The following is a 24,469-nucleotide window of genomic DNA, read 5'->3' as shown; positions in this document are numbered from 1 at the left end:
CTTGATATTTAACAGCACAGAACAATAAAAACCCAACAACACGAGAGTATTAATAAACGTTAATATTTGTGTGCTGAATAATTGGCAGGCTATCTATCAAGGTATAAATAATGACTATAAAAAAAACAGCGCTGGCGGTATCGATCGGCGCAGCAGTGGCATTAACGACTTTCGCTTCACAGGCGGAAATCACGGTCCTGAAACAAGATCCGCAGGCGGGCAACCCGCTGAGCCGTCTTAACTTCACCGTCGGCGGCAGTATTCGTCCGCAGTTCCAGAATATGGCCGGTGACGATGGTAAGAATGGCTACAAACGTAATGGCTTCGATGGCGGTACACGTTTCCGCTTCGCCGCTGACTACTATCTGTTTGATGATATCAGTTGGGTGAGCTACTACGAGCTGGGCGTTAACTTCCCGGCGATGTTCAACTGGGATAACCACTATGCTGACGGTGCCAACGATACCACGCGTCGTATGCTGTACACCGGTCTGAAGAGTGCAACCTGGGGTACGCTGACCTTCGGTCAACAAAACAGCATTTACTATGATGTAGTCGGTGCGAAAACGGATATCTGGGACTATGACATGATCGGTCAGGCGCCAGGTAACGGTATTAATGGCGACTATGATGGTTCCTATCGTACGCGTAAATCACTGAAGTATAAGAATACCGTTGGTGATGTGGATCTCTACGCCTCTTATCTGTTCAGTGATGATTACAACCCGAACAACGGTCTGCGCTACAAGCGTAAAGGCGGCGGCTCACTGGGTGTGGATTATCACATTACCGATGACCTGACCTGGGGTACGGCGTGGAACTACACTCGCGCGGAAATGCGTGGCAACACCAGCAAAACCTACGATCAAAACATCGTCGGTACCGCGCTGAGCTGGAAACCGGACAACTGGACCTTCTCGATGGGCGGCGGTTGGTATCAAAACTTCATGACCACCAAAAAAGTCTCTGTTAACGACTACTTTGCCGGTGACGCCTGGGGTCTGGAATACTTCGCCGGTTACACCTTCCCGGTGGGTCAATATGCGCTGAAATCCGTTCAGCCGTACTTTATGGGCGACCGTATTGAGTACGTGAATGGCCGTAACTACCTGCGTACCGACAACGGCGTGGGGATCAGCTTCCAGCTGGATTACGGTTTCCGTGTTGACTACGAACACGTCTTTACCTCCAGCACCGACAATCTGGGTGACATGAACCTGGTTCGTCTGCGTTACGACTTCTAATCGAACGCCTGCCGCCCGATACGCTTGCGCTTATCGGGCCTAAGAAAGCTGTTGTAGGCCGGATAAGGCACTTGTGCCGACATCCGGCTTTTTCATACCTTCTTTCATTTAAAAACATACTCTGCAACATCATGAAATAATTTCAAGGACAGCAGGTTGTGATCTGTGTCATGTTAACAATCAGCCTGTTAACGGGCCAACAAGAACAACGTCGCAAGAACGGCGTGAGACATGACACCACAACGTTAAAATGGAGAGAATATGGGATTGCGTCAGAGTTTACGCGTCGCGACCGGGGCGCTGTTACTGGCCTGTGGATTACAGTTTGCTCATGCGAACAGTGACCCGCACACAATCGTGTTTGGCGTCGCGCCTGGGCCATACGGTGATATGGTGAAACAGGCCATTGCCCCCACGCTGAAAGAGAAAGGCTATAAGGTAGTGGTGCGCGAATTCAGCGATTACGTGCAGCCAAACATGGCGCTCTCCAACGGTAGCATTGATGCTAACCTGTTCCAGCATTCGCTCTATTTTGACAAATTCACTGCCGATAAAGGCCTGAAGCTGAGCAAGCTGATTGTGGTCCCGACGGCCGGGATGGGGTTTTACTCACATAAAATCAAAAGCCTGGATGAGTTGAAAAAAGGAGATGTGATCACGCTCTCCAACGATCCCACCAACCTGGCTCGCGGTCTGCGTTTCCTGCAGTCTATTGGCCTTATCACCATCAAAGACAATATTGATCCAACTAAAGCCTCCGAGCGCGATATCGCCAGCAATCCGAAAGGACTGGTGTTTAAACCGCTGGAAGCGGCACAGCTGCCGCGTACGCTGGACGGTGTGACCGGTGCGCTGGTCAACGGTAACTTTGCCGTGGCGGCAAAAATGGATCTCGCCAGCGCCATCAAGCAGGAACACCTGGACGAAAATCTGAAAAATATCATCGCGGTACGCAGTGAAGATGCGGATAAACCGTTCGCAAAAGATATTGTTGAGGCGGTGAAATCTCCGGCGTATCGCGCGGTGATCGACGATCCGCAAAATATCTACAGCGCCTTCCAGAAACCGGAATGGATGTCGGCAGCCCAATAATCGCTGCGCACAAGGGTTAACAGGGGCAGCGACGACTGCCCTTTTCGCATTTCTGAGGTGGCTATGATTGAGATTGAGAAAGTTTGCGTGGATTTTAGCGCAGGCCGTGGACCATCAACCCGGGCGGTTGATGACGTTAGCTTGCGCATTGGCGCAGGTGAGATATTTGGCATTGTCGGGACCAGCGGCGCGGGGAAAAGTACGCTGCTGCGCACCCTGAACGCCTTAACGCGTCCGAGCCAGGGAAGCGTGAAGGTGAACGGCGTAGAAATTTCCGCGCTGGAAGGGGGGCATCTACGTAAAGCCCGTCAGCGTATCGGTATGATTTTTCAACATTTTAACCTGATGCATACCCGTACCGTGGCGCAAAACGTCGCCTTTAGTCTGAAGGCTGCCGGATGGGAGCGCAGTAAAATTGGTCCGCGCGTGAGCGAAATCCTGGCGCTGGTGGGGTTGTCAGACAAGGCGAACCGCTTTCCGGTTCAGCTCAGCGGTGGGCAAAAGCAGCGTGTGGGTATTGCCCGCGCGATTGCCAATCATCCGGATGTGTTGCTGTGTGATGAACCTACTTCCGCCTTAGATCTCGAAACCTCAGCCACGATTCTGGCATTGCTTAAGCAGATCAACCAACAGTTGGGGATCACGATCGTGCTGATCACTCACGAGATGAACGTGATCAAATCGATTTGCGATCGCGTGGCGGTGATGTCCGGTGGCAAGGTGGTGGAGTCTGGTGAGGTGTTTGACGTTTTTGCTCATCCGCAGCACGCGTTTACGCAGCAGCTGGTGTCGCATACCCTCAATTTGACGCTGCCCGAGCGTCTGCGCCAGCATCTGCCCGGCCAGTTGCTAAAAATTCTGTTCATCGGCGATTCGGCGGAACAGCCGGTGTTGTCAGAAGTCGCGGTTAAATTTGGCGTGGCGGTGAACATTCTGCACGGCAAAATTGAATATATTGGCGAACGTGCGCTGGGGATTCTGGTCGTGCAGCTGACCGCGCCGCATAACCCTTCAGCGGTGGAAGTCGCCGTGGAACATATTCGTCAACGTACTGCACAGGTGGAGGTGATTCGTGGATGATTTATTGCCGGATTTGACGCTGGCGTTTAATGAAACCTTCCAGATGCTGAGCATCTCTACGGTGCTGGCAATTATTGGTGGTCTGCCGCTCGGTTTTCTGATTTTCGTCACCGACCGGCATTTATTCTGGCAAAACCGTTTTGTGTATCTGCTCAGCTCCGTGCTGGTGAATATCATTCGTTCGGTACCGTTTGTGATCCTGTTGGTTCTGCTGCTGCCGCTAACCCAGTTTTTGCTCGGGAATACCATTGGCCCTATTGCGGCGTCGGTCCCGCTCTCGGTGGCGGCAATCGCTTTCTATGCCCGTCTGGTTGATAGCGCGTTACGTGAAGTCGATAAAGGCATTATTGAAGCGGCGGAAGCGTTTGGTGCCAGCCCGATGCGCATCATCTGCACCGTTCTGTTACCTGAAGCGAGCGCGGGTCTGCTGCGTGGGTTGACGATAACGCTGGTGAGTCTGATCGGTTACTCCGCGATGGCCGGGATCGTTGGCGGCGGTGGAGTCGGCGACCTGGCGATTCGCTTTGGTTATTACCGCTACGAAACCCAGGTCATGATCGTCACCGTGGTGGCGCTGATTATTTTGGTGCAGGTCGTTCAGGTGCTGGGGGACTGGCTGGCAAAACGCGCAGATAAGCGCGACAGACACTGATCACTGTGCGTTAAGCCACTCGGCAACGTCCTGCCATGTGCCGCGAAAAACGATTTTCGCGGCTTTCTTTTCCAGCTGATAACGATACATCGGGTCGTAATACTCATTGAGCAACGGCACCAGCCAGCCCATATGGACGTCGGTGCTGCCCGTTGCCTGCTGTTCGCGCAGAGCCTCGTCGAGCAGGGTGGTCAGCTCGGCAAAACGTTGTAAACCCAGACGACGGCGGATAGCAAACAGGCCGTGGTGCAGATACTCGCTGTACTCCTGCCAGCCCTGGCTCTCGCCATAAGCGTGGGTAAAATCGTGGTGCATCTTCACGAAATACTCTTCGCGTAGTCGCTCCAGACGACGCTCAAAAGGATCGTCCACCACCGCAATTGATGCCTGGGTCATGCGCTCGCGCAGGCATTCGGGCAGATGATTAGCCCCGATCATGCGGCCTTCATCTTCCAGTACCCACAGACGTAAATCCTGACGGCTATCGGTTTTAAGCATTTCAACCGCCAGCAGGTTTTCAAAACTCGCCTGACTCAATTGAGGTTCAACGGTGCGCCCAAACGAGGAGCCGCGATGGTGCGCCAGACCTTCGAGATCCACACCGTTTGGCTGCTGTTGCACCAGCTGCGTTTTACCGTTCCCGGTACAGCCGCCAATTAAGACGATCGGCTTTTGCACTAATTCTTCAGTCAGCTGTATCACTGCCTGGCGCAGGGCTTTGTAACCGCCTTTAATCAGCGGATAGTCAATACCGGACTCATGCAGCCACTGCTGCACAATATGCGAACGCTGACCGCCGCGCGCGCAGCATAAATAGCCTGCAGGATTTTGACGGCAGGCGTCCTGCCAGGCCCGCATTCTCTGTTGGCGGGTCTCACCCGAGACCAGTTGATGGCCGAGCGCGAGGGCTGCTTCGGGTCCCTGACGTTTATAACAGGTCCCAACGGCGGCACGTTCGTCATCGTTCATTAAGGGAAGGTTGATTGCGCCCGGCATTGCGCCCTGCTGAAATTCCACGGGGGCGCGTACATCGATTAAAGGCGTACCGGCAAGCAAAATTGCGCGGTAGTCCGTTCCATCGTTCATGTTTGATCCTGAAAATACAAAACAGCAATGGAGGGGATTTTACGCGCCAGAGGAGGGGCCGGGGAAGGATAAAATCAACTCCCCGGCATTATTGGCTTATTTCAGCTTTGACTGCGCCCAGATAATACCGCTGGCATATTCCGGCGGCAGCAGGGGGATAAGCGCTTCCAGCGTTGCGCTAAGGCGCGCGGTATCGCTGTCGCTCAGGTTCAGGTGACCCACCTTACGCCCTTCACGCACCTCTTTGTCATACCAGTGCAGATGCACCAGCGGCAGCTTCAGCCAGTCGTAGTTCAGGTCGCTACCAATCAGGTTTACCATCACCGAAGGGTGGTTCACCACCGGCGTCGGTAACGGCAGGTCGGTAATGGCACGTAGATGCAGCTCAAACTGGCTGATGCTGGCGCCGTTTTGCGTCCAGTGGCCACTGTTGTGCACGCGCGGAGCCAGTTCGTTAATCAGCAGACCTTCCGGGGTGATGAAACACTCCATCGCCATCACGCCGACATAGCCCAGCTCCTGCATGATGGCAGAGAGCATTGCTTCAGCCTGTTCCTGCTGTCTGGCGTTAGCCTGCGGGAATACCACGCTGGTGCGCAGAATGCCGTCCTGATGGAGGTTATGGGTCAGCGGATAGAAAACGGTGCTGCCGTCGTGCGCACGAGCGCCAACCAGGGAGACTTCACCGGAGAAGTTGATTCCTCGCTCGACGATGCACTCGCCGTAGCAGTCGTCCGGCAGTTGCTCAGTTTCATTTGCGCGCAAGCGCCACTGACCACGTCCGTCGTAGCCGCCGACGCGACGTTTCACGATCGCCAGCTCGCCAAGTTTGTCGAATATCGCAGACCATTCGCTTTTATCTGCCAGCAGCTGCCACGGCGCGGTCGCCAGACCGAGCTTGTCAAAAAGCTGCTTTTGCGTCAGACGGTCGGCAATAATCGGGAAGACGTCGCGGTTAACAAACGCCGGGTGGCGTGCCAGTTCGCGGGTGAGTGCCGTTTCCGGCCAGCGCTCAATCTCAGCGGTGATCACGCTTTGCTGAAAAGGGACCGCAGCCGGTTCAGCGTCCAGCCCGACGGGCCAGACCGCTATGCCCAGTGGCTCACCGGCCTGGCGCAGCATGCGCCCTAGCTGTCCGTTGCCAAGTACGCAGACCTGCTTCATGCGACACCTCGCGGGTCCGGGTTCTCCAGCACCTCATCGGTTTGCGCTTTGCGCCAGTCATGCAGACGCTGATGCAGTTCTTTATCGTGTGTAGCCAGAATTTGTGCTGCCAGCAGGGCCGCATTTGCCGCGCCCGCTTTGCCGATAGCCAGCGTGCCGACCGGAATACCGCGCGGCATTTGAACGATAGAGTAGAGGCTATCTACGCCGCTCAGCGCTGCGCTTTGCACCGGGACGCCGAGGACAGGCACCAGCGTTTTCGCCGCAATCATGCCAGGCAAATGCGCTGCGCCACCGGCTCCGGCAATAATCACCTGATAACCGTTCTCTTCAGCGCTTTCGGCGAAGCTAAACAGTTTGTCTGGGGTGCGGTGGGCGGAGACGACTTCAACATGATGCGGAACGTCCAGGATTTCGAAGATTTCGGCGGCGAACTGCATGGTAGCCCAGTCGCTTTTGGACCCCATCACGATGGCGACACGCGCCGGATTATTGCGGGAAGACATGCGTCTGAAAACTCCTGTGGTGCACTACACTCGACTTTTGAGGCCACAGAGAATAGCATAATTCACCGCCAAGGAAAACGATTGCGCGCTTTGCACTTCACTCTTCAAGCTGCCTCTTTGTTGGCTGCATCTGCTCACCCCAGTCACTTACTTTTGTAAGCTCCAGGGGACTCACAGATTTGCCGCCTCGATGCAACTCGAATAATTTTGTGTAAAGAGGAACTGAGTATCTGCAGAATTAAAACGGAAAGGCGATCAGTTCAACGTCGTCAGGGGTGACTTTGATCATCGAACCTTCGGTGTGCCATGCGCCTAAAACTACGCGGAAAGCGGGTTGCTCATTGGCCGTAAGCTCGTGGACGGCAGGGCGGTGGGTATGGCCGTGAATTAACCACTGAACCTGATGTTTTTCCATCTCGCTAATCACGGCCTGCTGATTCACATCCATGATTTCCAGCGATTTGGTGGTGTTGGCTGCTTTGCTGTTGGCACGCATTTTCGCAGCGATTCGCTGGCGAACGAACAGCGGCAGAGCGAGGAACAGCTTCTGTAACCAGGGTTGATGCACTTTGGCGCGAAATGCCTGATAGCCTGCGTCGTCGGTGCATAAGGTGTCGCCATGCATGATCAGCACCTTGCGGCCATACAGGTCGAGCACTTTTTCTTCGGGAAGCAAGGTCATGCCGCTCGCACGGGCAAAACGTTTACCGAGCAGAAAATCACGATTGCCGTGAATAAAAAAGCAGGGAACGCCGGAATCAGTCAGTGATTTTATCGCCGCGGCCATTTCACGATGCAGCGGATTAGGATCGTCGTCGCCAATCCAGGCTTCAAACAGGTCGCCAAGAATGTATAGCGCATCGGCCTTTCGCGCATCACCGGCTAAAAAACGCAGAAAACCGGCGGTAATCGCCGGTTCTTCTGTGCAGAGGTGAAGATCTGCAATAAACAGTGTCGCCACGATTACTCGCTGACGGTCACGTTTTCGATGATAACGTCTTCTTTTGGCACATCCTGATGCATACCGCTGCGACCAGTGGAAACGCCTTTGATTTTATCAACCACGTCCATGCCTTCAACAACTTCAGCGAACACGCAGTAACCCCAACCCTGCATGCTTTCGCCGGAGAAGTTCAGGAAGTCGTTGTCTGCAACGTTGATGAAGAACTGTGCGGTTGCGGAGTGCGGAGCCTGAGTACGCGCCATCGCCAGCGTACCACGGGTGTTTTTCAGACCGTTGTTCGCTTCGTTTTTGATCGCTTCTTTCGTGGCTTTTTGCTTCATGCCTGGCTCGAAACCGCCGCCCTGGATCATGAAACCGTTAATAACACGGTGGAAAATGGTGTTGTTGTAAAAACCTTCGCGGCAGTAGTCCAGGAAGTTTTTAACTGTTTCAGGCGCTTTATCATCAAACGTTTTGATTACGATATCGCCGTGATTAGTGTGGAAAGTAACCATTTTTGCATCCTGTTCCGATAGATTGGTGCTTCGACCCCGTCAAGGGTCAGAGTTAGGGGTGTGTTATAGCATAACCGCAAGCTGCGATCACCTCGCAAAGTGTGCTGCTTCCGGTCTAAATTATGGGTATTATACAGACTTTACTATCCACACACGTCTACACGGAATCTTCGATGTTAAAAATCTTTAATACACTGACGCGCCAAAAAGAGGAATTCAAACCTATTCATGCCGGGGAAGTCGGCATGTACGTGTGTGGTATTACCGTTTACGATCTCTGTCATATTGGCCACGGACGTACCTTCGTTTCTTTCGACGTCGTTGCGCGTTATTTGCGCTTCCTCGGCTATAAGCTGAAGTATGTGCGCAACATTACCGATATCGATGACAAAATCATCAAGCGCGCGAATGAAAACGGCGAGAGCTTTGTGGCGTTGGTCGACAGAATGATCGCGGAAATGCACAGCGATTTCGATGCGCTGAATATTCTGCGCCCGGATCTGGAGCCGCGTGCTACGCACCATATCGCTGAAATTATCGAAATCACTGAACAGCTGATTGCCAAAGGTCACGCTTACGTTGCTGATAACGGCGACGTGATGTTCGACGTGCCGACTGACCCGAACTACGGCCAGCTGTCGCGCCAGGATCTGGATCAGCTGCAGGCAGGCGCACGCGTTGACGTGGTTGATGTGAAACGCAACCCGATGGACTTCGTGCTGTGGAAAATGTCCAAAGAAGGCGAGCCGAGCTGGCCATCTCCGTGGGGCGCGGGCCGTCCGGGCTGGCACATCGAATGTTCGGCGATGAACTGCAAACAACTGGGCAACCATTTCGATATTCACGGCGGCGGTTCGGACCTGATGTTCCCGCACCATGAAAACGAAATCGCTCAGTCCACCTGTGCGCATGACGGTGAGTACGTTAATTACTGGATGCATTCCGGGATGGTGATGGTTGACCGCGAGAAAATGTCCAAATCGCTGGGCAACTTCTTTACCGTTCGCGACGTGCTGAAATACTACGACGCCGAAACCATCCGCTACTTCCTGATGTCTGGTCATTACCGTAGCCAGTTAAACTACAGCGAAGAGAACCTCAAGCAGGCGCGTTCTGCGCTGGAGCGTCTGTATACCGCGCTGCGTGGCACCGACAAATCCGTTGCTCCAGCCGGTGGCGAAGCCTTTGAAGCGCGCTTTATTGAAGCGATGGACGACGACTTCAACACCCCGGAAGCCTACTCCGTATTGTTTGATATGGCACGTGAGGTAAACCGTCTGAAGGGTGAAGATATGGCGGCGGCTAACGGCATGGCTGCGCATCTGCGTAAGCTTTCCAGCGTACTGGGCCTGCTGGAACAGGATCCAGAAGCGTTCCTGCAAAGCGGTGCGCAGGCGGATGACGGTGAAGTCGCTGAAATTGAAGCGTTAATCCAACAGCGTCTGGATGCGCGTAAGGCGAAAGACTGGGCGGCAGCTGACGCCGCGCGTGACCGTCTCAACGAGATGGGCATCGTGCTGGAAGACGGCCCGCAGGGTACCACCTGGCGTCGTAAGTAACTCTGTAATGCCCGGTGGCGCTTACGCTTACCGGGCCGTGTAGGCCGGATAAGACGCAGCGCGTCGCATCCGGCAGATTAATATTTCCGATACCACCACAGCACACCCATCATTACGATTCCCGGCAGCCATACCCACATCAACTCCGACATGATCACCTGGTGCCCGTATGGCGTGGCGTAGCGTGACAGCGCGAACGGCGCGACTTTAATCACCTGCCACGGCGCGAAAAAGCGTTCATCCGACCACGGCCACAGCCAGCCGACGCCTTTGCCGCCGGTGGTGACAGAATCCAGCAGACTGTGAGACAGCAGTGAAACCGTCAGGAATAGCCAGCAGCGAATCAATCCCGCCTTAAACCATCGTCGGCCAATCAAGACGCAGAGCAGCGGTACCACGAAGGCGAACAGCAGTGAGTGGGTAAAACCCCGGTGACCAAACACATTGCCGTAGGCGACGCCGAACTTAAATGACAACACGTCAGCATCTGGCAGCATGGCCAGAACGACGCCAGCAAACAGTAATCGTGGGGGGATGACTTTGAGTCCGAGACCTAACCCTAAACAGAGCGGAACGGCCGCGTGGGTAACGATAGTGGGCATGATGATCGCTTCGTGAGGAAAAACAACATGCTATCAGTTCACTGTGAAGTGGGGATGAAGTCATTATCTGAAAACGAGAGGGGGAAGTGGCCGGATACGGTGTTAACCTCATCCGGCACTTAGGGTCACGCCACGACGTTAATGCTGTGGCCTTCAAAGCTGACGGTCTGTCCGGCAACGATTTTGCAGCGTTTACGCGTTTCAACAACGCCATCGACCTTCACTAACCCTTCGCCAATAGCAATTTTTGCCTGGGCGCCGCTTTCGCTCCAGCCTTCCAGCTTCAGCAAATCGCAGAGTTCAACGTGTGGGTGTTTACCCAGTGAAAATGTGGCCATCTTAAACGTCCTTTACATCATGATATTCAACACACGCCTGCAGCGTGTTTTCGATAAGTGTGGCGACCGTCATTGGGCCTACGCCGCCGGGGACCGGCGTGATATATGACGCTCGTGCGGCCGCATCGTCAAAGACCACATCGCCAACAACCTTACCATTCTCCAGACGGTTGATGCCGACATCAATCACAATCGCACCTTCTTTGATCCACTCACCAGGAATAAAGCCCGGTTTACCGACGGCAACAATCAGCAGGTCAGCATTTTCTACGTGGCGGCGCAGATCTTTAGTGAATCGGTGGGTGACGGTGGTGGTGCAGCCAGCCAGCAGTAGCTCCATACTCATTGGGCGACCGACAATATTCGAGGCACCGATGACCACGGCATTCAGACCGTAGGTATCGATGTTGTAACGCTCAAGCAGGGTAACGATACCGCGCGGAGTACATGGGCGCAGACGCGGCGCGCGCTGGCACAGGCGACCGACGTTATACGGGTGGAAACCGTCAACGTCTTTATCCGGTGCAATCCGTTCCAGCACTTTCACGTTGTCGATACCCGCCGGCAACGGCAGTTGTACCAGGATACCGTCGATGGTGGTATCTGCATTGAGCGTATCGATCAGCTCAAGAAGCTCCGCCTCGCTGGTGGTTTCAGGCAGGTCATAGGAGCGGGAGACAAACCCCACTTCGTCACAGGCTTTGCGTTTACTCGCAACATAAATCTGCGAAGCCGGGTTGCTACCTACCAGCACAACAGCCAGGCCTGGGGCGCGTAATCCAGCCGCTAAACGCGCCTGAACTTTTTGAGCAACCTCAGAGCGCACCTGCTGCGCAATCGTTTTACCGTCAATAATCTTTGCTGCCATCAGAGAGAGAATTCCGTCTGTTACGTTAAACCGAAGGGGATGTCACTATTTTGTCAGAAGCGGGGCGTGCTGTCAGTTTTCGTTTGCGTTTTTACGTGCGATAACGGGTGCCATGGTCAGAGCATGGGATCAGCACAGAGGCTGAAGTCCCCCGGGTAATTAATGAGCATGCGAATTAAAATTAACGTGAATGAAACAATTCATCACCCTGGTGTTTTCAGGGGTAATGCGCCATAAACCAGTCTGTTACGTACCTTTATGGGAGCATTTAAGTAATATTCACCCAGATTTTTCTTAGGTCCCAATAAGAATTGGCCAGGGTCAATAAAAGGATTTGCAGGTATTTTTCATTAATTGAAATGTTTAATTTAACCCTGTGACGAATAGTCATATTCGCGAAGATTAATTAGTGAATCAAATACTCAGGAGAGTTGGGGTAAAAGGTTAGCTAATTCTCTTGCGATATATATCTTTACAGGATGCAGAGATAATTAGCCTGACATTTAATGTCGATAATGATTCAAACGGATCCCGCAGGACGCCGGAGCCGGATGTGTGTAATTCAAGGGAAATCCATGAAACGTAAATTAATGACCTCTTCTGTTATTGCCAGCCTGATGTTAGTTGCAGGTGCAGCGGTTGCAGCCGATCCGGTAAGCGTTAGCGGCGGTACTGTGCATTTTGAAGGTGAACTGGTCAATGCAGCCTGTGCAGTCAGTACTCAGTCATCCGATCAGGTTGTCACCTTAGGCCAGTATCGTACCGCCAGTTTTACCGCAGTTGGCGATACAACGGCGCAAATTCCGTTCTCAATCGTGCTAAACGACTGTGACCCGAAAGTTGCCGCAACCGCAGCCGTGGCTTTCTCTGGTCAATCCGATAGTACCAACAACAACCTGCTGGCTGTCACTTCTGCAGATAACGGTACTACTGCCAGCGGTGTCGGGATTGAAATCCTGGACAATACGTCCACCGCGCTGAAGCCGGATGGAGCCACCTTCTCTACAGCTCAGGCGCTGGTAGAAGGGACCAACACCCTGCGTTTCTCTGCGCGTTACAAAGCCACAGCCACCAGCGCTACGCCGGGTCAGGCAAATGCCGACGCGACGTTCATCATGAAGTACGAATAAGCCGTTCTGATTTGCGCAAGGATGACGTTCGCCTCACTGGATGAGGCAATTTCCGGGGATGATGAAGGATGCGGCAGATGATAGGGAAAGGCGTGGCGCTGGCGGGAATGCTGTGCGTACTGCCTGTGTTTGCACATACGGTAATACTGGAAAGTGGCCGCCTTCACTTACGGGGGCAGCTCGTCAATGGTGCCTGTACGGTCGCTACCGACAGCCAAAATTTGCGGGTGCAAATGGGGCAGTATCGCACCAATGCTTTCTCCGGGACGGGAAGCTTTGCCTCGACCAGCGTGCCGTTTTCACTGCGCTTAACGTCATGCAGCTCCGATGTTTACGACCACGTTGGGATTGCGTTTGCAGGTGTGACACCAGCAGAAGATCCGCAGGTTTTTCTTGCCAGTGGTGATGCGTCTGCGGCTTCGGGGATCGGTCTGGCGTTATTTGATGAGCGCCAACGGCAAATTATTCCGAATGCGCTGCCGCTTCATTATGCACCGATTATAACGCAAGAGATGACGTTTCATTTCACTGCTCGTTATCGGGCTGTCTCGGAAAATATAACGCCGGGAACGCTTCGTTCAGACGTGTGGTTTACGTTGGTTTATCCCTGATTAATTTCCCAACGATAATCACACCAAAGGTATTTGTAGCTATGTTTAATTATCTAAAATCAGGTTTTATCCTTTTACTGGCCTTATTTTCTGCTGCCAGTGTTCAGGCTGCCGGCGGTATTGCATTAGGCGCTACCCGCGTTATTTATCCAGCTGATGCCAAACAAACGTCCCTGTCTATTAGCAATAGTGATACCAAAGAACGTTACCTGGTCAATTCATGGATCGAGAATAGCGCAGGCGTTAAAGAAAAATCGTTTGTGGTTACGCCTCCGCTGTTCGTCAGCGAACCCAAAAGCGAAAACACGCTGCGTATCATCTATGCAGGTGTTCCGCTGCCCAAAGACCGTGAATCGCTGTTCTGGATGAATGTGAAAGCCATTCCGTCAGTCAATAAAAACAGCCTTGAGGGTAAAAACGTTCTGCAACTGGCGATTCTGTCCCGCATCAAGCTTTTTGTCCGTCCGAATAATCTGCCGCAAATTCCGGAAGATGCGCCCGGGATGCTGAAATTCTCCCGTACCGGCAACCACCTGAAAATCAATAATCCGTCAGCGTATTACGTCACCTTGGTCAATCTCAACGTGGGGAAAACGAAGGTTGATAACGTGATGGTCGCGCCGAAAAGTGATGCGCAGGTCCTGCTACCAACGGGCGTTCAGGGCAACGTCACGTTCCAGACGGTCAATGATTATGGCGCCGTGACCCCGGCCCAAACGGTTAGCGTGCGTTGAGATAACGATGAATAAGACAACGTATTTTCCTGGCCTGTTACCGGGGGTTACGCCACCGCTGGCGGGGGTGGCGTTGTCCACGCTGGCGGCGCTTTTTCCCTCTTTAAGCCATGGGGAAAGCTATTTTAATCCGGCCTTTTTATCTGCGGATACGGCAACCGTGGCGGATTTATCACGTTTTGAAAAAGGCAATCATCAGCCTGAAGGCGTTTATCGCGTGGATATCTGGCGCAACGATGAGTTTGTTGCCACTCAGGATATTCGTTTTACGACCAGCGCGGGAAAAGCCGGGGAGAAGTCTGGTGGGCTGATGCCGTGTTTTGGACTCGACTGGGTGAAGCGCCTTGGCGTCAATATCACCGCATTTCCGGCACTCAGTAAGGATCCGAACGATACCTGCATCAATCTACCTGAGGCGATTCCTGGCAGTGAGATTGCATTTGATTTTTCTACCCTGCGCTTAAACGTCAGCCTGCCGCAGGCGTCAATGTTAAACAGCGCGCGTGGCTATATTCCGCCGGAGGAGTGGGATGAAGGGATCCCGGCTGCGCTGGTCAACTACAGCTTTACCGGCAGCCGCGGCAGTGACACTGACAGCTATTTCTTAAGTATGCTCAGTGGCCTGAACTATGGCCCCTGGCGCTTGAGAAATAACGGCGCATGGAGCTATTCCAAAGGTGACGGATACCACTCACAAAGCTGGAAAAATATCGGTACATGGCTTCAGCGCGCGATTATCCCGCTGAAGGGTGAACTGGTGATGGGCGACAGCAACACCGGCAACGACGTTTTTGACAGCGTCGGGTTTCGCGGGGCGCGGCTCTATTCCTCAGACAGTATGTATCCCGACAGCTTACAGGGCTACGCGCCAACCGTTCGCGGCATTGCGCGTACCGCAGCGAAACTGACCATTCGTCAGAATGGCTATGTGATTTATCAAAGCTATGTTTCACCAGGCGCTTTTTCGATAACCGATCTCAACCCGACGTCATCCAGCGGTGACCTTGAGGTGACAGTGGACGAAAAAGACGGCAGCCAGCAGCGCTATACGGTGCCGTACTCCACGGTTCCCTTGTTACAACGAGAAGGGCGTTTCAAATACGACGTGGTTGCCGGGGATTTTCGCAGCGGCAATAGCCAGCAATCTTCACCGTTCTTTTTCCAGGGAACATTAATTGCCGGGTTACCAGAAGGCTACACCGCTTATGGCGGTACGCAGCTGGCCTCACGTTACACCGCGGTAGTTTTAGGCACCGGCCGAAACCTGGGGGACTGGGGGGCGGTTTCTGTGGATTTAACCCATGCGCGCAGTCAACTGGCGGATGACAGTACGCATCAGGGGCAGTCTTTGCGTTTTCTGTATGCAAAATCGCTGAACAACTTTGGTACAAACTTCCAACTGTTGGGATATCGCTACTCAACGCGCGGCTTCTATACCCTCGACGATGTCGCGTATCGCAGCATGGAAGGGTATGAGTATGAATACGACAGCGAAGGCAATCGCCACGACGTGCCCGATGTGAAGAGTTACCACAACCTGAGTTACAGCAAAAAGGGCCGCTTCCAGATTAACATTTCGCAGAACCTGGGAGACTACGGCTCGCTGTATGTTTCGGGGAGTCAGCAAACGTACTGGAATACCTCAGACACCAATACCTGGTATCAGGTGGGCTATGCCAGCGGCTGGCAGGGAATTAGCTATTCACTCTCCTGGTCGTGGAATGAATCGGTAGGCATCTCCGACACCGACCGTATTCTGGCATTCAATATGTCAGTGCCGTTCAGCCTGCTAAGCGGACGGCGCTACTCGCGTGATAACGCGCTCGATCGCACCTACGCCACTTTTAATGCCAACCGCAACAGCAACGGACAAAACAGCTGGCAGAGCGGGATCGGCGGTACGTTACTGGATGGACGCAACCTTAGCTACAGCGTGAATCAGGGGCACAGCAGCACCAACGGTTACAGCGGAAACGCCAGCGCCAACTGGCAGGCGGCTTATGGCACGCTGGGTGTGGGATACAACTACGATCGCGATCAGCATGATTATAACTGGCAGCTCTCCGGCGGCGTGGTGGGGCATGCGGACGGTATTACGCTCAGTCAGCCGCTGGGGGACACCAATGTGCTGGTTAAAGCACCTGGCGCGCAGGGTGTGCGGATAGAAAACCAGACCGGCGTGCAAACCGACTGGCGCGGATACGCGGTGATGCCGTATGCCACCGTTTATCGCTATAACCGCGTCGCGTTAGATACCAATTCAATGAACAACAATACCGATGTGGAAAATAACGTTAGCAGCGTCGTGCCAACGCAAGGAGCATTGGTGCGAGCCGCGTTTGATACACGTATCGGTGTGCGGGCGCTGATAACCGCGAAATATGCAGGTAAACCTGTGCCATTTGGATCCGTTGTGCGTGAAAACACCAGCGGCGTGACCAGTATGGTGGGCGAAGACGGGCAAATCTACCTGAGCGGCTTGCCGCTAAAAGGTGAATTGCTGATCCAATGGGGGGAAAGCGCTAACGCTCGCTGCGTGGCGCACTATGCCTTGCCTGAGGAGAGTTTGAAACAGGCGGTGACGCTCACGAACGTGACGTGCGAATCTCCAACGGCACGACAGGAATAATACGATGAAACGACAAACAGGTTTGTTACTGGGAAGCGCTTTACTGCTGATGGCTCATTCGTCCTGGGCGACGGTCTGCCAAAACTCGAATGGCACACCAACGGATGTTTTTTACGATCTGTCGAACGTCTTTAACAGCAGCAATAATCAGCCGGGGCAGGTGGTGACGTTACCGGAAAAATCGGGCTGGGTTGGCGTTAATGCCACCTGTCCGGCTGGGACAACGGTGAATTACACCTATCGAAGCTATGTCACTGAACTTCCGGTTCAAAGTGCCGAGGGTGGTTTTCAGTATCTGAAGCTCAATGACTACCTGCTGGGGGCCATGAGCATCACCGACAGCTATGCCGGGTTGTTTTATCCTCCGCGTAATTATATCCGCATGGGGACTCACCCCAACGTATCGAAACAGCAGCCTTTTGGCGTAATGGATTCAAAGCTGGTGTTTAAACTCAAAGTGATTCGCTCGTTTATTAACATGGTGCCGATCCCGCGCCAGACCATGTTCAGAGTCTATGTCACGACCAATACTGGAGATGCGCTAAGCACACCGGTTTATACTATCAGCTACAGCGGTAAGGTGGAGGTTCCACAAAACTGTGAGGTGAACGCAGGGCAGATTGTCGAGTTTGATTTTGGCGATATTGGCGCATCGTTGTTCAGCAAGGCGGGGGCAGGAAACCGTCCCGAAGGCATTAATCCGCAGACCAAAACGGTGGCGATAAAATGCACCAACGTCGCCGCTCAGGCCTACTTAACCATGCGGGTAGAGGCCGAGAAAGCCTCCGGGCAAATGATGGTATCGGACAATCCTGACTTAGGGTTCATTGTCGCCGACAAAACCGGTAGACCGCTGACGCCCAATAATCTGTCCAGCACGATCCCATTTCAACTGGATGATAACGCCGCGGCAAACGTGAGTATTCGGACATGGCCGGTCAGCGTGACGGGGAATAAACCTACCGAAGGGCCTTTTACTGCCCGTGGCTATCTGCGAGTAGATTATGACTAACAAGCAAACGCCAACTTCATGGGTGCTTCTGGTGATGCTGCCCATACTGACATTCAGCTCGTTGTGCCATGCGGCCTCATCGCTGGGCGAAATCAATATTGAACTGCGCGGAAACGTGGTGGACTTTACCTGTGCGGTGATTGCCAGCGACAGCAATAAGTCGGTTGAATTGGGCACCTGGCCAACAAAGCAGTTACAGACCAGCGGGGATACTACCCAACCAGTCGCGTTTACGCTGAAGCTGGAAGGCTGCCCGCCGGGATCCGCGTCAATAACGTTTTCTGGTACTCCGGCCCCGGGTACGACGTTGCTGGCGCTTGATGACGCGGTGATGGCGCAAAAGGTGGCGATCGAACTGCATGACAGTGACCGTACGCGATTACCGCTCGAGCAGGCCAGCCAAACCGTAGGGATTGATGAGAACGGCAATGCCACGCTGACCTTTTTCGCCAACTATATCGCGTTAGCAGACGGGGTTCAGCCAGGCCTCGCCAGGGCCGATGCCACATTTATGATTAACTATAACTAATCAATGCGCGGATAAAACACTCCCGAACGAAGTCTCGCCGGGAGTGCTATTACATTAATTCATGCATTTTTGCGTAATCGATCAGCTCAACGATAGTGTGCAAGCCGAGTTTGGCGTAGATGTTAGCTTTGTGAGCACTAATCGTTTTATTGCTGAGTAACAGCTGCTCAGCAATTTCCTTATTAGAGAGGCCATTTGCCAGATAACGCAAAACCGTAACTTCGCGATTAGAGAGCGGCATGTCATTCAATACACCTTTTTTCATATTTATATTGTTAATGAAGTTAAGAGTATCTGAAGGGAAAAAAGAATATCCCGATAAAATCATTTTTACCGCATTGTAGATATCATTCAAATCCTTTCGTTTACTGACAAAACCATTTGCACCGGCCCGGATAGCACGCCCGGCATAAAAAGACTCCGATTTGGAGGAGAGAAACAGCACCCGAGTATTCTCCTGCAGAGACTTTATTCTCTTGAGTAATGTAAATCCATCTGAACCAGGTAGTTCAATATCCAGAATGACAAGATCGACAGGGTAAGTGCGCAGGTGCTCTATTGCCGTACGGCTGTCATCGGTCTTCAACACAACCTGGATATTACTGTTTTTTTCAAGTAGTACTTCTATCGACATTCTGACAATAGGGTGTTCGTCCATAATGATAACGGATGCTGGTTTCATTGTTGTATGCCTCAAACTGTATGCGTATCTTGATAATTTTATAAAACATCAGGCGTTATAATATTGTCAAATAGCCAAGGGTTGTTCTGAGGGAGAGTCGAATAAATATTATTTCATCCTTGTTTATTCGGTTGCTCTTCTACAGAACAATGAATTTGTGGAAAATCCATTTCACACTGGGAAAACTAACAATTAATCAGAAAACTATGGGGATTATACCTGCTCTGTTCTTTCGGAAAAGGCTTACAACATTCAGGTTGTTAATGTCAGTTAGGATGTTCTAAAAGATCCAGATGTGTTAATGACTATTGGCATTATTTTACTGCTGTTTGAATTATGGCAGACTGAAAAAAATTTTTAAATGGTAAAAACAATACAATAAACTAATTGTTTAGGATTTGTTAAGGTGGGAATGACGCTATTTGTGCTGATATGCACAGAATCAGTATGGTTTACTGGGGTGGTGGAAGTTAGCATAATACCAGGAATAGTTGTAAATATTAAATAGTTGTGAAATTTAGATCTTTTATCTCATATAAAAATAAGTAATTTCCTAAAAAATCTTATGGCACATAGGGTTAGGGTGTTAAATTAAATGAGCAGAGGTAACGCTGAGGCGATGTATCAGGTGCAAAAAACGCTGCCGGTTTGCTAAGCCCAGACGCGCAATCAGCTGGTTCAGGCGATAGATGATACGGTGGTAGGGGCGAGCTTGTAACAAAGCAATCTCTTTTAAGGAGTTACCTTGTAAGAGTAATTCTACCATCTCCCAATCGAGTTGGTTTATGTGCCTGGAGTGAATATAGTTAAGGACTGGTGACAATAAAGCGCGGCGCATCTCCGGGAGGCGCAGGCTACGTGACAAGATATAAAATGGACCGGACAGAGAAATAAAAGGGATTAGGTCTTCATCGTGGCGGGAAAGCAATATGAAGATTTGGATGTTATTCCGCGGTTTAATTAGCTGGCGCAGATACTCCAGAACATCAAAATAAGAGATTGTTAAACCTTCCATATCAACCACTAACTGACTAATTACCGACTCTCGCAGGCTGACTTTGGCCGATTCAATGGTCTGGAAGATCGCGGTACGTGCTCCTGAAAATAAATGTCGACCCAGCGCATAGGCCAGATAGTAATCTGTCGTAATAATCGCCTGAGATATAGTGTCACTCGGTAATGTGTATTCGAGTTTTTGCGTCAGATACTCAAGTTGGTCAAATACCTGTGATGTGTAGTGAGGATATTGCCAGGTACAGTTAGTGTTTCGTATACGGCGATATCGATCCCGGCGTTTTGCGCTGTGCATCCTTTTCCATTCCATTTCTGTTGCGGCAGGTCTGGATAAATTGCCGACTATAAACATCCCTGACCCAAATTTTCTCCAGCGTAAAGGCGAGTTTCCTTGTGCTGTTGGGTTTCAATGCTTCAGCAATCATCAGACTGGCAATTGCGTATCCCATCAGAATAATCTGCCGGAAGTTTTCTGATGTCTTACTCAATGCCCAAAAAGTCGTTTTATCCAGTTCAACCTCTCTATGGGATTAGATAAAATATTACCGGGTGTGTCTTTCTGTTACCCCGGAAATAGTAAGCCAGGATTATTCTGGCAGCATGGAGATAGGTACAGTAGGTGCCGATACTTAATTGGTGATGAGATTTTTCTCAATAAAAAATCAGGCAGAGAGATGCCACCTAATTTTGTAGAAAGTTCAGATGCGCCCGGATGTATCTTAAGAATTGCTGATCGTTTTTCACATGCAGCTTTTTCATAATGCTGCGACGGGTGGCTTTGGCCTGAATTTCGCTTACCGAGAGCAAGTGGGCCGTTTCGGCTAAGGTATAGCCGCTGGCGAGAAACATTAAGAACTGACGTTCTTCGATAGAAAAGTTGCGAGTGGTGCAGTAATGGCAGATAGTTGCGGGCACGTTGTTGCGCAGCGCACGTTTTTGCAGGATGAGGACTAATTTTTTAGTCATTTCCTCAACGTCATCTTCCCGATAGATCAGTGGCAACATGTACAGGCAGGGCCGGAACATCAGCTTATCTTTATCGTTTCTGTTGCAGATGACTACCCGGTGTTGGCGGCGGGTATGGACCGGAATCTGATAGCAATCGGCGCTGAGCCAATCTTCATCCAGGGAAATAAACGCGATGTCAGCGCGATCGATATCCTCGACAGGCAAAAAGCAAATCTCCTGATGCCACTGGTTTGCCAAATGGGAGATGATAATTTTTAGTCCATGTTCGAAGTGACTGTTTTCTTCCTTGATGGCGATACTTAACATTAAAGAGTTCCTGAACCGCTGGAGGGGTAAGGGAATGTTAAGCAAAATCATAAATATTCTAAATACATGTATCCCTAAATCTGGCGTTTCGTGGGCTGAGTTGTTACCAGGCGATTTCCTGGATACCCTTGAACCAGCAGAAAAAATCAACATTCGTTCACTTCGCCAGCAACTGAAACAAAAGGCATTGACTCAGCAGGCGCTGACCGTATAATTCACGCGTTTCATCTGCATGAAGTAATCACTTCGCAATGCGCCCTTAGCTCAGTTGGATAGAGCAACGGCCTTCTAAGCCGTAGGTCGTAGGTTCGAATCCTACAGGGCGTACCATTCAAAATCAGTCCCTATGCTCAGCTTCAACGTACCGTTACGCGCGGGACGGTTTTTCTTTTTCCAGCCAACGTTCTACCTCATAAAGACTTTGTTGGATCTCCTCTCTGAGTGAAAAATCACCCAACGGCTGCTGTTCAAGTGCTGCACACATCGTGCTGGCTGAGCGCATTCCCATGCTGGCGCAGCTGCTTTTTAGCTGATGCATCAGACGTTTTATCTGCTCGTCGTCATGTGCTGCGCGGGCAGCGTCAATCTCATCTAATACAGGAAGAGTGTGTTGCTTAAAGAGCGCTAACCATTCGTGCACCTTTTGCCACCCCATAACCTGGATATCTCCAGCCAATTGCTGAAAATCTAACCGTTTGTTGTCATTTTCTGATGCAGGCGGGAGAGTCGCACTACCGTGCAGATAATGCGTAATAAGTCGACTGAGTTCATCCCGGGGGACTGGTTTTTGAATAATGCCAAGGAACAGGGTGCTGGTTCTTTGGCTTAGCGTTTCGTCGATGACGTGCGCGCTAAAGCCGATCCGGCTAAGTGCCGGATAGTCGTGGGCTAACTGCTGTGCCAGCGTGATCCCGTCGATATCAGGAAGATCGAAATCAACCAGAGCAGCATCGTAGCGAGTATCTTCCTGCAATATTTTTAGCGCCTCAGCGGCGCTGCTGGCAGCAGTAACCTGTGCGCCATTGAGGATGAGCATTTCAGTACTGATACGTTGTGTAAGAGGATTATCCTCGATAAGCAATAAGCGTAAGCCCTGTAACGATATGGAGCGTTGTGCGGGTTTCATGATGGACATCGTGGTTGCCCGCAATGGCAGACGCAACTGGAAACAACTCCCGACGCCGGGTGTGCTGGTGACGCTCAGCTCTCCCTGCATTGCCTGAGCGAGACTGGCGCTGATGGTTAGTCCGAGTCCGGTTCCACCTCGTTTACTGCTTACCTGAACAAACGGCTGAAAAATATCGTGCTGGCGGGCAGGGTCAATACCACATCCCGTATCTTCAACCTCGATGTACCAGTTTTTGCCCTCACATCGGCTACGCAGGATGATGTGTCCCCGATCGGTAAAGCGTAGTGCGTTGTTTAATAAATTAGTAATGATTTGCCGAATGCGGCGCGGATCGCCACGCAGGGAAGCGGGAACGTCATCGGCAAAATCCGCAACCAGCACGACCGGGCGACCAGCAACGCGGCTGTTCATGAGTTGAAGCGTACTTTCCAGCAAGGGTTTGGGTTCAAAAGGCTCATCGCCTATCGCCACATTTTTTCCACCGGCTTCGATGGCGGAATAGTCCAGGATATCGTTGAGGATGGTCAGCAAAGACTCGCCCGAGTCGGTGATTGCGCGTAGATTTTCCCGATGCTGTGCCAGGGCGGGATTGTCTGAGAGCAACTGCGCAGTGCCGAGGATACCATACAGCGGGGTGCGTATTTCATGGCTCATGGCGGCAAGAAACGCCGATTTTGCCTGGTTAGCTTTTTCAGCTTCTGCACGGGCCTGTCGGTGTTCAGATACCATAGAACGCAGCTCGGCGGTGCGAGCTTTAACCTGTGCAGCCAGATGTTCGCGATGGCTATTGAGGGCGTGAACACTGCCGCGAAAGGCATCCATCAACCGCCCGATGGTATCCAGTTCACGAACGCCTGCGGTTTCCGGGAATGGGGAGTCAATATCCCCCTCAAGCAGACGCTGTAACGCCTGGGTTTGCTGTGCCAGTGGTCGAGTGACTGAGCGATAAACCACACGCCAAAGTATAAGAATCAGCAAACATAATGACACGCCACCTAACAGCAGCAGCAAGTGTTGCCCGCGCTGGCTGGCCTGTTTGAGATGTGCCAGGCCGCTTTGATTACGCTGGCCGATGGTTTCCACCAACTGGCTGACTTCGCTACTGAAACGGGTAAATTGCTCGATATTATTCTGCGATAAGATCTGCAATTGGGTCGTGATGTCATTATCCTGGCGATACAGGGACAGCAGCTCAACATAACGGCTAATCGTATTGACGGTGTTGGCCACCTGAGTGCGCACCACGGGATCTTCAATACGTATTTGTCGGCGCTGAAGTACTCTGACGGCGGCATTCAACTGGTTTTCCAGCGCAGCCAGGTTATTCTGCGCCTGGTTATTCCCCAGATTCATCACCATTTGCTGCACGCGTAGCGCACTCAGGCGCAGTTCATTCATCTGGTTATAATATTCCAGATCGATATCGATGAGCCTGTCCAGCGCGTGTTCAGCGGCCTGCCCCTGATGGCTCTCAATCAAATCATAAATGCTGGCCTGTGTCGCTCCCGCCGACGTGGCGGCATTACTGGCCTGACCGCGTGCCATTTCGGCAACGTCAGCGGTGGCCTCAATAATTTGCTGGCTGAGTTGTTGCTGTTGAGCACGTAATTTCAGGCGTTCGCCAACCATCTCCCCCTGATGGCTTAACGACCGGGCGATTTCTTTCTCCTGCTGTTCAATGGCAGAAGTATCAAAGCCCTGTTCACGAAGGGTTTTGAGTAATGTGGTTATTTTCAGGCTCTGGGCAGTTAGCATTCTCCCCTGAGCCAGCCACATATTTTCATTGTCTGCGGTGGTCAGATTTTGTGCGGAAAACAGTTCCCAGGCGCTGGCTTCGCTGAGCTGGCGCGCCATATCCATGGTTGGAATTAGCGCCTGGGTATTGGCCTGCTCAACCTGGCTGACAAAACGCAGGTTATACCAGCCTGTCAGCGTACTGATGAGAGTCAGTGCCGCCATCAGCGCAAAGCCTATCCACAGTCGTTTGGTCAGAGATAAATTCACTGTCTGGTCGCCACAGATTAAAAAGGTTGAGTCCAAAAGAGGAAAGCAACTAGGATAAAGCCTTATCAATG

Annotated in this window: 24 protein-coding genes and 1 tRNA gene; 13 read left to right on the top strand and 12 right to left on the bottom strand. The window is 51.8% G+C overall.

The window, feature by feature from the left end:
* Nucleotides 1-110 precede the first annotated feature (110 nt).
* The 4 genes from OGX83_RS11660 to OGX83_RS11645 all read left to right on the top strand — a co-directional run bounded on the left by OGX83_RS11660 (nucleotide 111) and on the right by OGX83_RS11645 (nucleotide 4,068).
* Nucleotides 111-1,244, top strand: a complete 1,134-nt coding sequence (locus OGX83_RS11660; RefSeq protein WP_008783995.1) for a porin — start codon at nucleotides 111-113, stop codon at nucleotides 1,242-1,244.
* Nucleotides 1,245-1,505: 261 nt separating this feature from the next.
* Entirely contained in the window at nucleotides 1,506-2,336 is an 831-nt protein-coding gene (locus tag OGX83_RS11655) for a MetQ/NlpA family ABC transporter substrate-binding protein (protein ID WP_032942580.1), read from the top strand.
* 63 nt (nucleotides 2,337-2,399) lie between these two features.
* Nucleotides 2,400-3,416, top strand: coding sequence for a virulence-associated ABC transporter ATP-binding protein SfbB (sfbB, locus tag OGX83_RS11650; RefSeq protein WP_032942581.1), 1,017 nt, complete (start codon nucleotides 2,400-2,402; stop codon nucleotides 3,414-3,416).
* Entirely contained in the window at nucleotides 3,409-4,068 is a 660-nt protein-coding gene (locus tag OGX83_RS11645) for a methionine ABC transporter permease (protein ID WP_003831085.1), read from the top strand. The genes sfbB and OGX83_RS11645 overlap by 8 nt, the downstream gene beginning before the upstream one ends.
* Here the strand turns inward: OGX83_RS11645 and mnmH are convergent, their stop codons facing one another.
* From mnmH to ppiB, 5 genes are all read right to left on the bottom strand, one after another.
* Nucleotides 4,069-5,154, bottom strand: a complete 1,086-nt coding sequence (gene mnmH, locus OGX83_RS11640) for a tRNA 2-selenouridine(34) synthase MnmH (RefSeq protein ID WP_252430777.1) — start codon at nucleotides 5,152-5,154, stop codon at nucleotides 4,069-4,071. It lies immediately after the preceding gene.
* Between the two features lie 96 nt (nucleotides 5,155-5,250).
* Nucleotides 5,251-6,318: a 5-(carboxyamino)imidazole ribonucleotide synthase gene (gene purK / locus OGX83_RS11635; protein ID WP_149607762.1), complete on the bottom strand. Its 1,068-nt coding sequence runs from the start codon at nucleotides 6,316-6,318 to the stop codon at nucleotides 5,251-5,253.
* Nucleotides 6,315-6,824 (bottom strand): 5-(carboxyamino)imidazole ribonucleotide mutase, encoded by a 510-nt coding sequence (gene purE, locus OGX83_RS11630; RefSeq protein WP_008784000.1) that lies wholly within the window; start codon nucleotides 6,822-6,824, stop codon nucleotides 6,315-6,317. The genes purK and purE overlap by 4 nt, the downstream gene beginning before the upstream one ends.
* Before the next feature lie 238 nt (nucleotides 6,825-7,062).
* Nucleotides 7,063-7,785: a UDP-2,3-diacylglucosamine diphosphatase gene (lpxH, locus tag OGX83_RS11625; protein WP_060682629.1), complete on the bottom strand. Its 723-nt coding sequence runs from the start codon at nucleotides 7,783-7,785 to the stop codon at nucleotides 7,063-7,065.
* Between the two features lie 2 nt (nucleotides 7,786-7,787).
* On the bottom strand, nucleotides 7,788-8,282 hold the full coding sequence (ppiB, locus tag OGX83_RS11620; RefSeq protein ID WP_003021875.1) for a peptidylprolyl isomerase B: 495 nt from the start codon (nucleotides 8,280-8,282) through the stop codon (nucleotides 7,788-7,790).
* A gap of 173 nt (nucleotides 8,283-8,455) precedes the next feature.
* Here ppiB and cysS point away from each other — a divergent pair, with 173 nt between their 5' ends.
* Entirely contained in the window at nucleotides 8,456-9,841 is a 1,386-nt protein-coding gene (gene cysS / locus OGX83_RS11615; RefSeq protein ID WP_003831109.1) for a cysteine--tRNA ligase, read from the top strand.
* A gap of 77 nt (nucleotides 9,842-9,918) precedes the next feature.
* Here the strand turns inward: cysS and OGX83_RS11610 are convergent, their stop codons facing one another.
* The 3 genes from OGX83_RS11610 to folD form a co-directional block, all read right to left on the bottom strand.
* The gene (locus OGX83_RS11610) at nucleotides 9,919-10,443 is read right to left on the bottom strand and encodes a metal-dependent hydrolase (protein ID WP_048214760.1); all 525 of its coding nucleotides are present in this window, start codon (nucleotides 10,441-10,443) and stop codon (nucleotides 9,919-9,921) included.
* 125 nt (nucleotides 10,444-10,568) lie between these two features.
* Nucleotides 10,569-10,781 (bottom strand): ribosome-associated protein YbcJ, encoded by a 213-nt coding sequence (gene ybcJ, locus OGX83_RS11605; RefSeq protein ID WP_003831111.1) that lies wholly within the window; start codon nucleotides 10,779-10,781, stop codon nucleotides 10,569-10,571.
* A gap of 1 nt (nucleotide 10,782) precedes the next feature.
* Nucleotides 10,783-11,649: a bifunctional methylenetetrahydrofolate dehydrogenase/methenyltetrahydrofolate cyclohydrolase FolD gene (gene folD / locus OGX83_RS11600; RefSeq protein ID WP_003831112.1), complete on the bottom strand. Its 867-nt coding sequence runs from the start codon at nucleotides 11,647-11,649 to the stop codon at nucleotides 10,783-10,785.
* A gap of 575 nt (nucleotides 11,650-12,224) precedes the next feature.
* Here folD and fimA point away from each other — a divergent pair.
* From fimA to sfmF, 6 genes are all read left to right on the top strand, one after another.
* Nucleotides 12,225-12,779, top strand: coding sequence for a type 1 fimbrial major subunit FimA (gene fimA / locus OGX83_RS11595; RefSeq protein ID WP_286588072.1), 555 nt, complete (start codon nucleotides 12,225-12,227; stop codon nucleotides 12,777-12,779).
* A gap of 77 nt (nucleotides 12,780-12,856) precedes the next feature.
* The gene (gene fimI / locus OGX83_RS11590) at nucleotides 12,857-13,390 is read left to right on the top strand and encodes a type 1 fimbrial protein subunit FimI (RefSeq protein WP_032942585.1); all 534 of its coding nucleotides are present in this window, start codon (nucleotides 12,857-12,859) and stop codon (nucleotides 13,388-13,390) included.
* A 41-nt stretch (nucleotides 13,391-13,431) separates the two neighbouring features.
* Complete coding sequence (gene fimC, locus OGX83_RS11585) at nucleotides 13,432-14,124, top strand: type 1 fimbria chaperone FimC (protein ID WP_008784004.1); 693 nt, start codon at nucleotides 13,432-13,434, stop codon at nucleotides 14,122-14,124.
* Nucleotides 14,125-14,131: 7 nt separating this feature from the next.
* Nucleotides 14,132-16,753, top strand: a complete 2,622-nt coding sequence (locus OGX83_RS11580; RefSeq protein WP_057067808.1) for a fimbrial biogenesis usher protein — start codon at nucleotides 14,132-14,134, stop codon at nucleotides 16,751-16,753.
* A gap of 4 nt (nucleotides 16,754-16,757) precedes the next feature.
* On the top strand, nucleotides 16,758-17,765 hold the full coding sequence (gene fimH / locus OGX83_RS11575) for a type 1 fimbria D-mannose specific adhesin FimH (protein WP_218659490.1): 1,008 nt from the start codon (nucleotides 16,758-16,760) through the stop codon (nucleotides 17,763-17,765).
* A gap of 34 nt (nucleotides 17,766-17,799) precedes the next feature.
* The gene (gene sfmF / locus OGX83_RS11570) at nucleotides 17,800-18,294 is read left to right on the top strand and encodes a fimbria assembly protein (protein WP_187392937.1); all 495 of its coding nucleotides are present in this window, start codon (nucleotides 17,800-17,802) and stop codon (nucleotides 18,292-18,294) included.
* 49 nt (nucleotides 18,295-18,343) lie between these two features.
* Here sfmF and fimZ read toward each other — a convergent pair whose 3' ends face one another.
* From fimZ to fimW, 3 genes are all read right to left on the bottom strand, one after another.
* Nucleotides 18,344-18,976: a fimbria biosynthesis transcriptional regulator FimZ gene (gene fimZ, locus OGX83_RS11565; RefSeq protein ID WP_003831119.1), complete on the bottom strand. Its 633-nt coding sequence runs from the start codon at nucleotides 18,974-18,976 to the stop codon at nucleotides 18,344-18,346.
* A gap of 586 nt (nucleotides 18,977-19,562) precedes the next feature.
* A complete protein-coding gene (fimY, locus tag OGX83_RS11560) occupies nucleotides 19,563-20,285 on the bottom strand; it encodes a fimbria biosynthesis regulator FimY (RefSeq protein WP_220709063.1) in 723 nt (240 codons plus the stop codon).
* 386 nt (nucleotides 20,286-20,671) lie between these two features.
* On the bottom strand, nucleotides 20,672-21,265 hold the full coding sequence (fimW, locus tag OGX83_RS11555) for a fimbria biosynthesis transcriptional regulator FimW (protein WP_008784010.1): 594 nt from the start codon (nucleotides 21,263-21,265) through the stop codon (nucleotides 20,672-20,674).
* Nucleotides 21,266-21,299: 34 nt separating this feature from the next.
* On the opposite strand from fimW, the gene OGX83_RS11550 reads away from it, so the two are divergent.
* Nucleotides 21,300-21,479, top strand: coding sequence for a hypothetical protein (locus tag OGX83_RS11550; protein ID WP_048235938.1), 180 nt, complete (start codon nucleotides 21,300-21,302; stop codon nucleotides 21,477-21,479).
* Nucleotides 21,480-21,518: 39 nt separating this feature from the next.
* Nucleotides 21,519-21,595 (top strand) — tRNA-Arg (locus OGX83_RS11545).
* A 37-nt stretch (nucleotides 21,596-21,632) separates the two neighbouring features.
* Here the strand turns inward: OGX83_RS11545 and torS are convergent.
* Nucleotides 21,633-24,398: a TMAO reductase system sensor histidine kinase/response regulator TorS gene (gene torS, locus OGX83_RS11540; protein ID WP_286588069.1), complete on the bottom strand. Its 2,766-nt coding sequence runs from the start codon at nucleotides 24,396-24,398 to the stop codon at nucleotides 21,633-21,635.
* Nucleotides 24,399-24,469: the final 71 nt, after the last annotated feature.

Origin of the sequence: Citrobacter sp. Cpo074 (assembly GCF_030332745.1) — a bacterium.
GTDB lineage: Bacteria > Pseudomonadota > Gammaproteobacteria > Enterobacterales > Enterobacteriaceae > Citrobacter > Citrobacter portucalensis.
The sequence above is the reverse complement of the archived record's forward strand: the minus strand, read 5'-3'. Positions and strand labels throughout refer to the sequence as shown.

Coding starts and splice junctions, on each gene's coding strand:
- OGX83_RS11660 (WP_008783995.1), top strand. CDS start 111: ATGACTATAAAAAAAACAGCGCTGGCGGTATCGATCGGCGCAGCAGTG.
- OGX83_RS11655 (WP_032942580.1), top strand. CDS start 1,506: ATGGGATTGCGTCAGAGTTTACGCGTCGCGACCGGGGCGCTGTTACTG.
- sfbB (WP_032942581.1), top strand. CDS start 2,400: ATGATTGAGATTGAGAAAGTTTGCGTGGATTTTAGCGCAGGCCGTGGA.
- mnmH (WP_252430777.1), bottom strand. CDS start 5,154: ATGAACGATGGAACGGACTACCGCGCAATTTTGCTTGCCGGTACGCCT.
- purK (WP_149607762.1), bottom strand. CDS start 6,318: ATGAAGCAGGTCTGCGTACTTGGCAACGGACAGCTAGGGCGCATGCTG.
- purE (WP_008784000.1), bottom strand. CDS start 6,824: ATGTCTTCCCGCAATAATCCGGCGCGTGTCGCCATCGTGATGGGGTCC.
- ppiB (WP_003021875.1), bottom strand. CDS start 8,282: ATGGTTACTTTCCACACTAATCACGGCGATATCGTAATCAAAACGTTT.
- cysS (WP_003831109.1), top strand. CDS start 8,456: ATGTTAAAAATCTTTAATACACTGACGCGCCAAAAAGAGGAATTCAAA.
- OGX83_RS11610 (WP_048214760.1), bottom strand. CDS start 10,443: ATGCCCACTATCGTTACCCACGCGGCCGTTCCGCTCTGTTTAGGGTTA.
- ybcJ (WP_003831111.1), bottom strand. CDS start 10,781: ATGGCCACATTTTCACTGGGTAAACACCCACACGTTGAACTCTGCGAT.
- folD (WP_003831112.1), bottom strand. CDS start 11,649: ATGGCAGCAAAGATTATTGACGGTAAAACGATTGCGCAGCAGGTGCGC.
- fimA (WP_286588072.1), top strand. CDS start 12,225: ATGAAACGTAAATTAATGACCTCTTCTGTTATTGCCAGCCTGATGTTA.
- fimI (WP_032942585.1), top strand. CDS start 12,857: ATGATAGGGAAAGGCGTGGCGCTGGCGGGAATGCTGTGCGTACTGCCT.
- fimC (WP_008784004.1), top strand. CDS start 13,432: ATGTTTAATTATCTAAAATCAGGTTTTATCCTTTTACTGGCCTTATTT.
- OGX83_RS11580 (WP_057067808.1), top strand. CDS start 14,132: ATGAATAAGACAACGTATTTTCCTGGCCTGTTACCGGGGGTTACGCCA.
- fimH (WP_218659490.1), top strand. CDS start 16,758: ATGAAACGACAAACAGGTTTGTTACTGGGAAGCGCTTTACTGCTGATG.
- sfmF (WP_187392937.1), top strand. CDS start 17,800: ATGCTGCCCATACTGACATTCAGCTCGTTGTGCCATGCGGCCTCATCG.
- fimZ (WP_003831119.1), bottom strand. CDS start 18,976: ATGAAACCAGCATCCGTTATCATTATGGACGAACACCCTATTGTCAGA.
- fimY (WP_220709063.1), bottom strand. CDS start 20,285: ATGCACAGCGCAAAACGCCGGGATCGATATCGCCGTATACGAAACACT.
- fimW (WP_008784010.1), bottom strand. CDS start 21,265: ATGTTAAGTATCGCCATCAAGGAAGAAAACAGTCACTTCGAACATGGA.
- OGX83_RS11550 (WP_048235938.1), top strand. CDS start 21,300: ATGTTAAGCAAAATCATAAATATTCTAAATACATGTATCCCTAAATCT.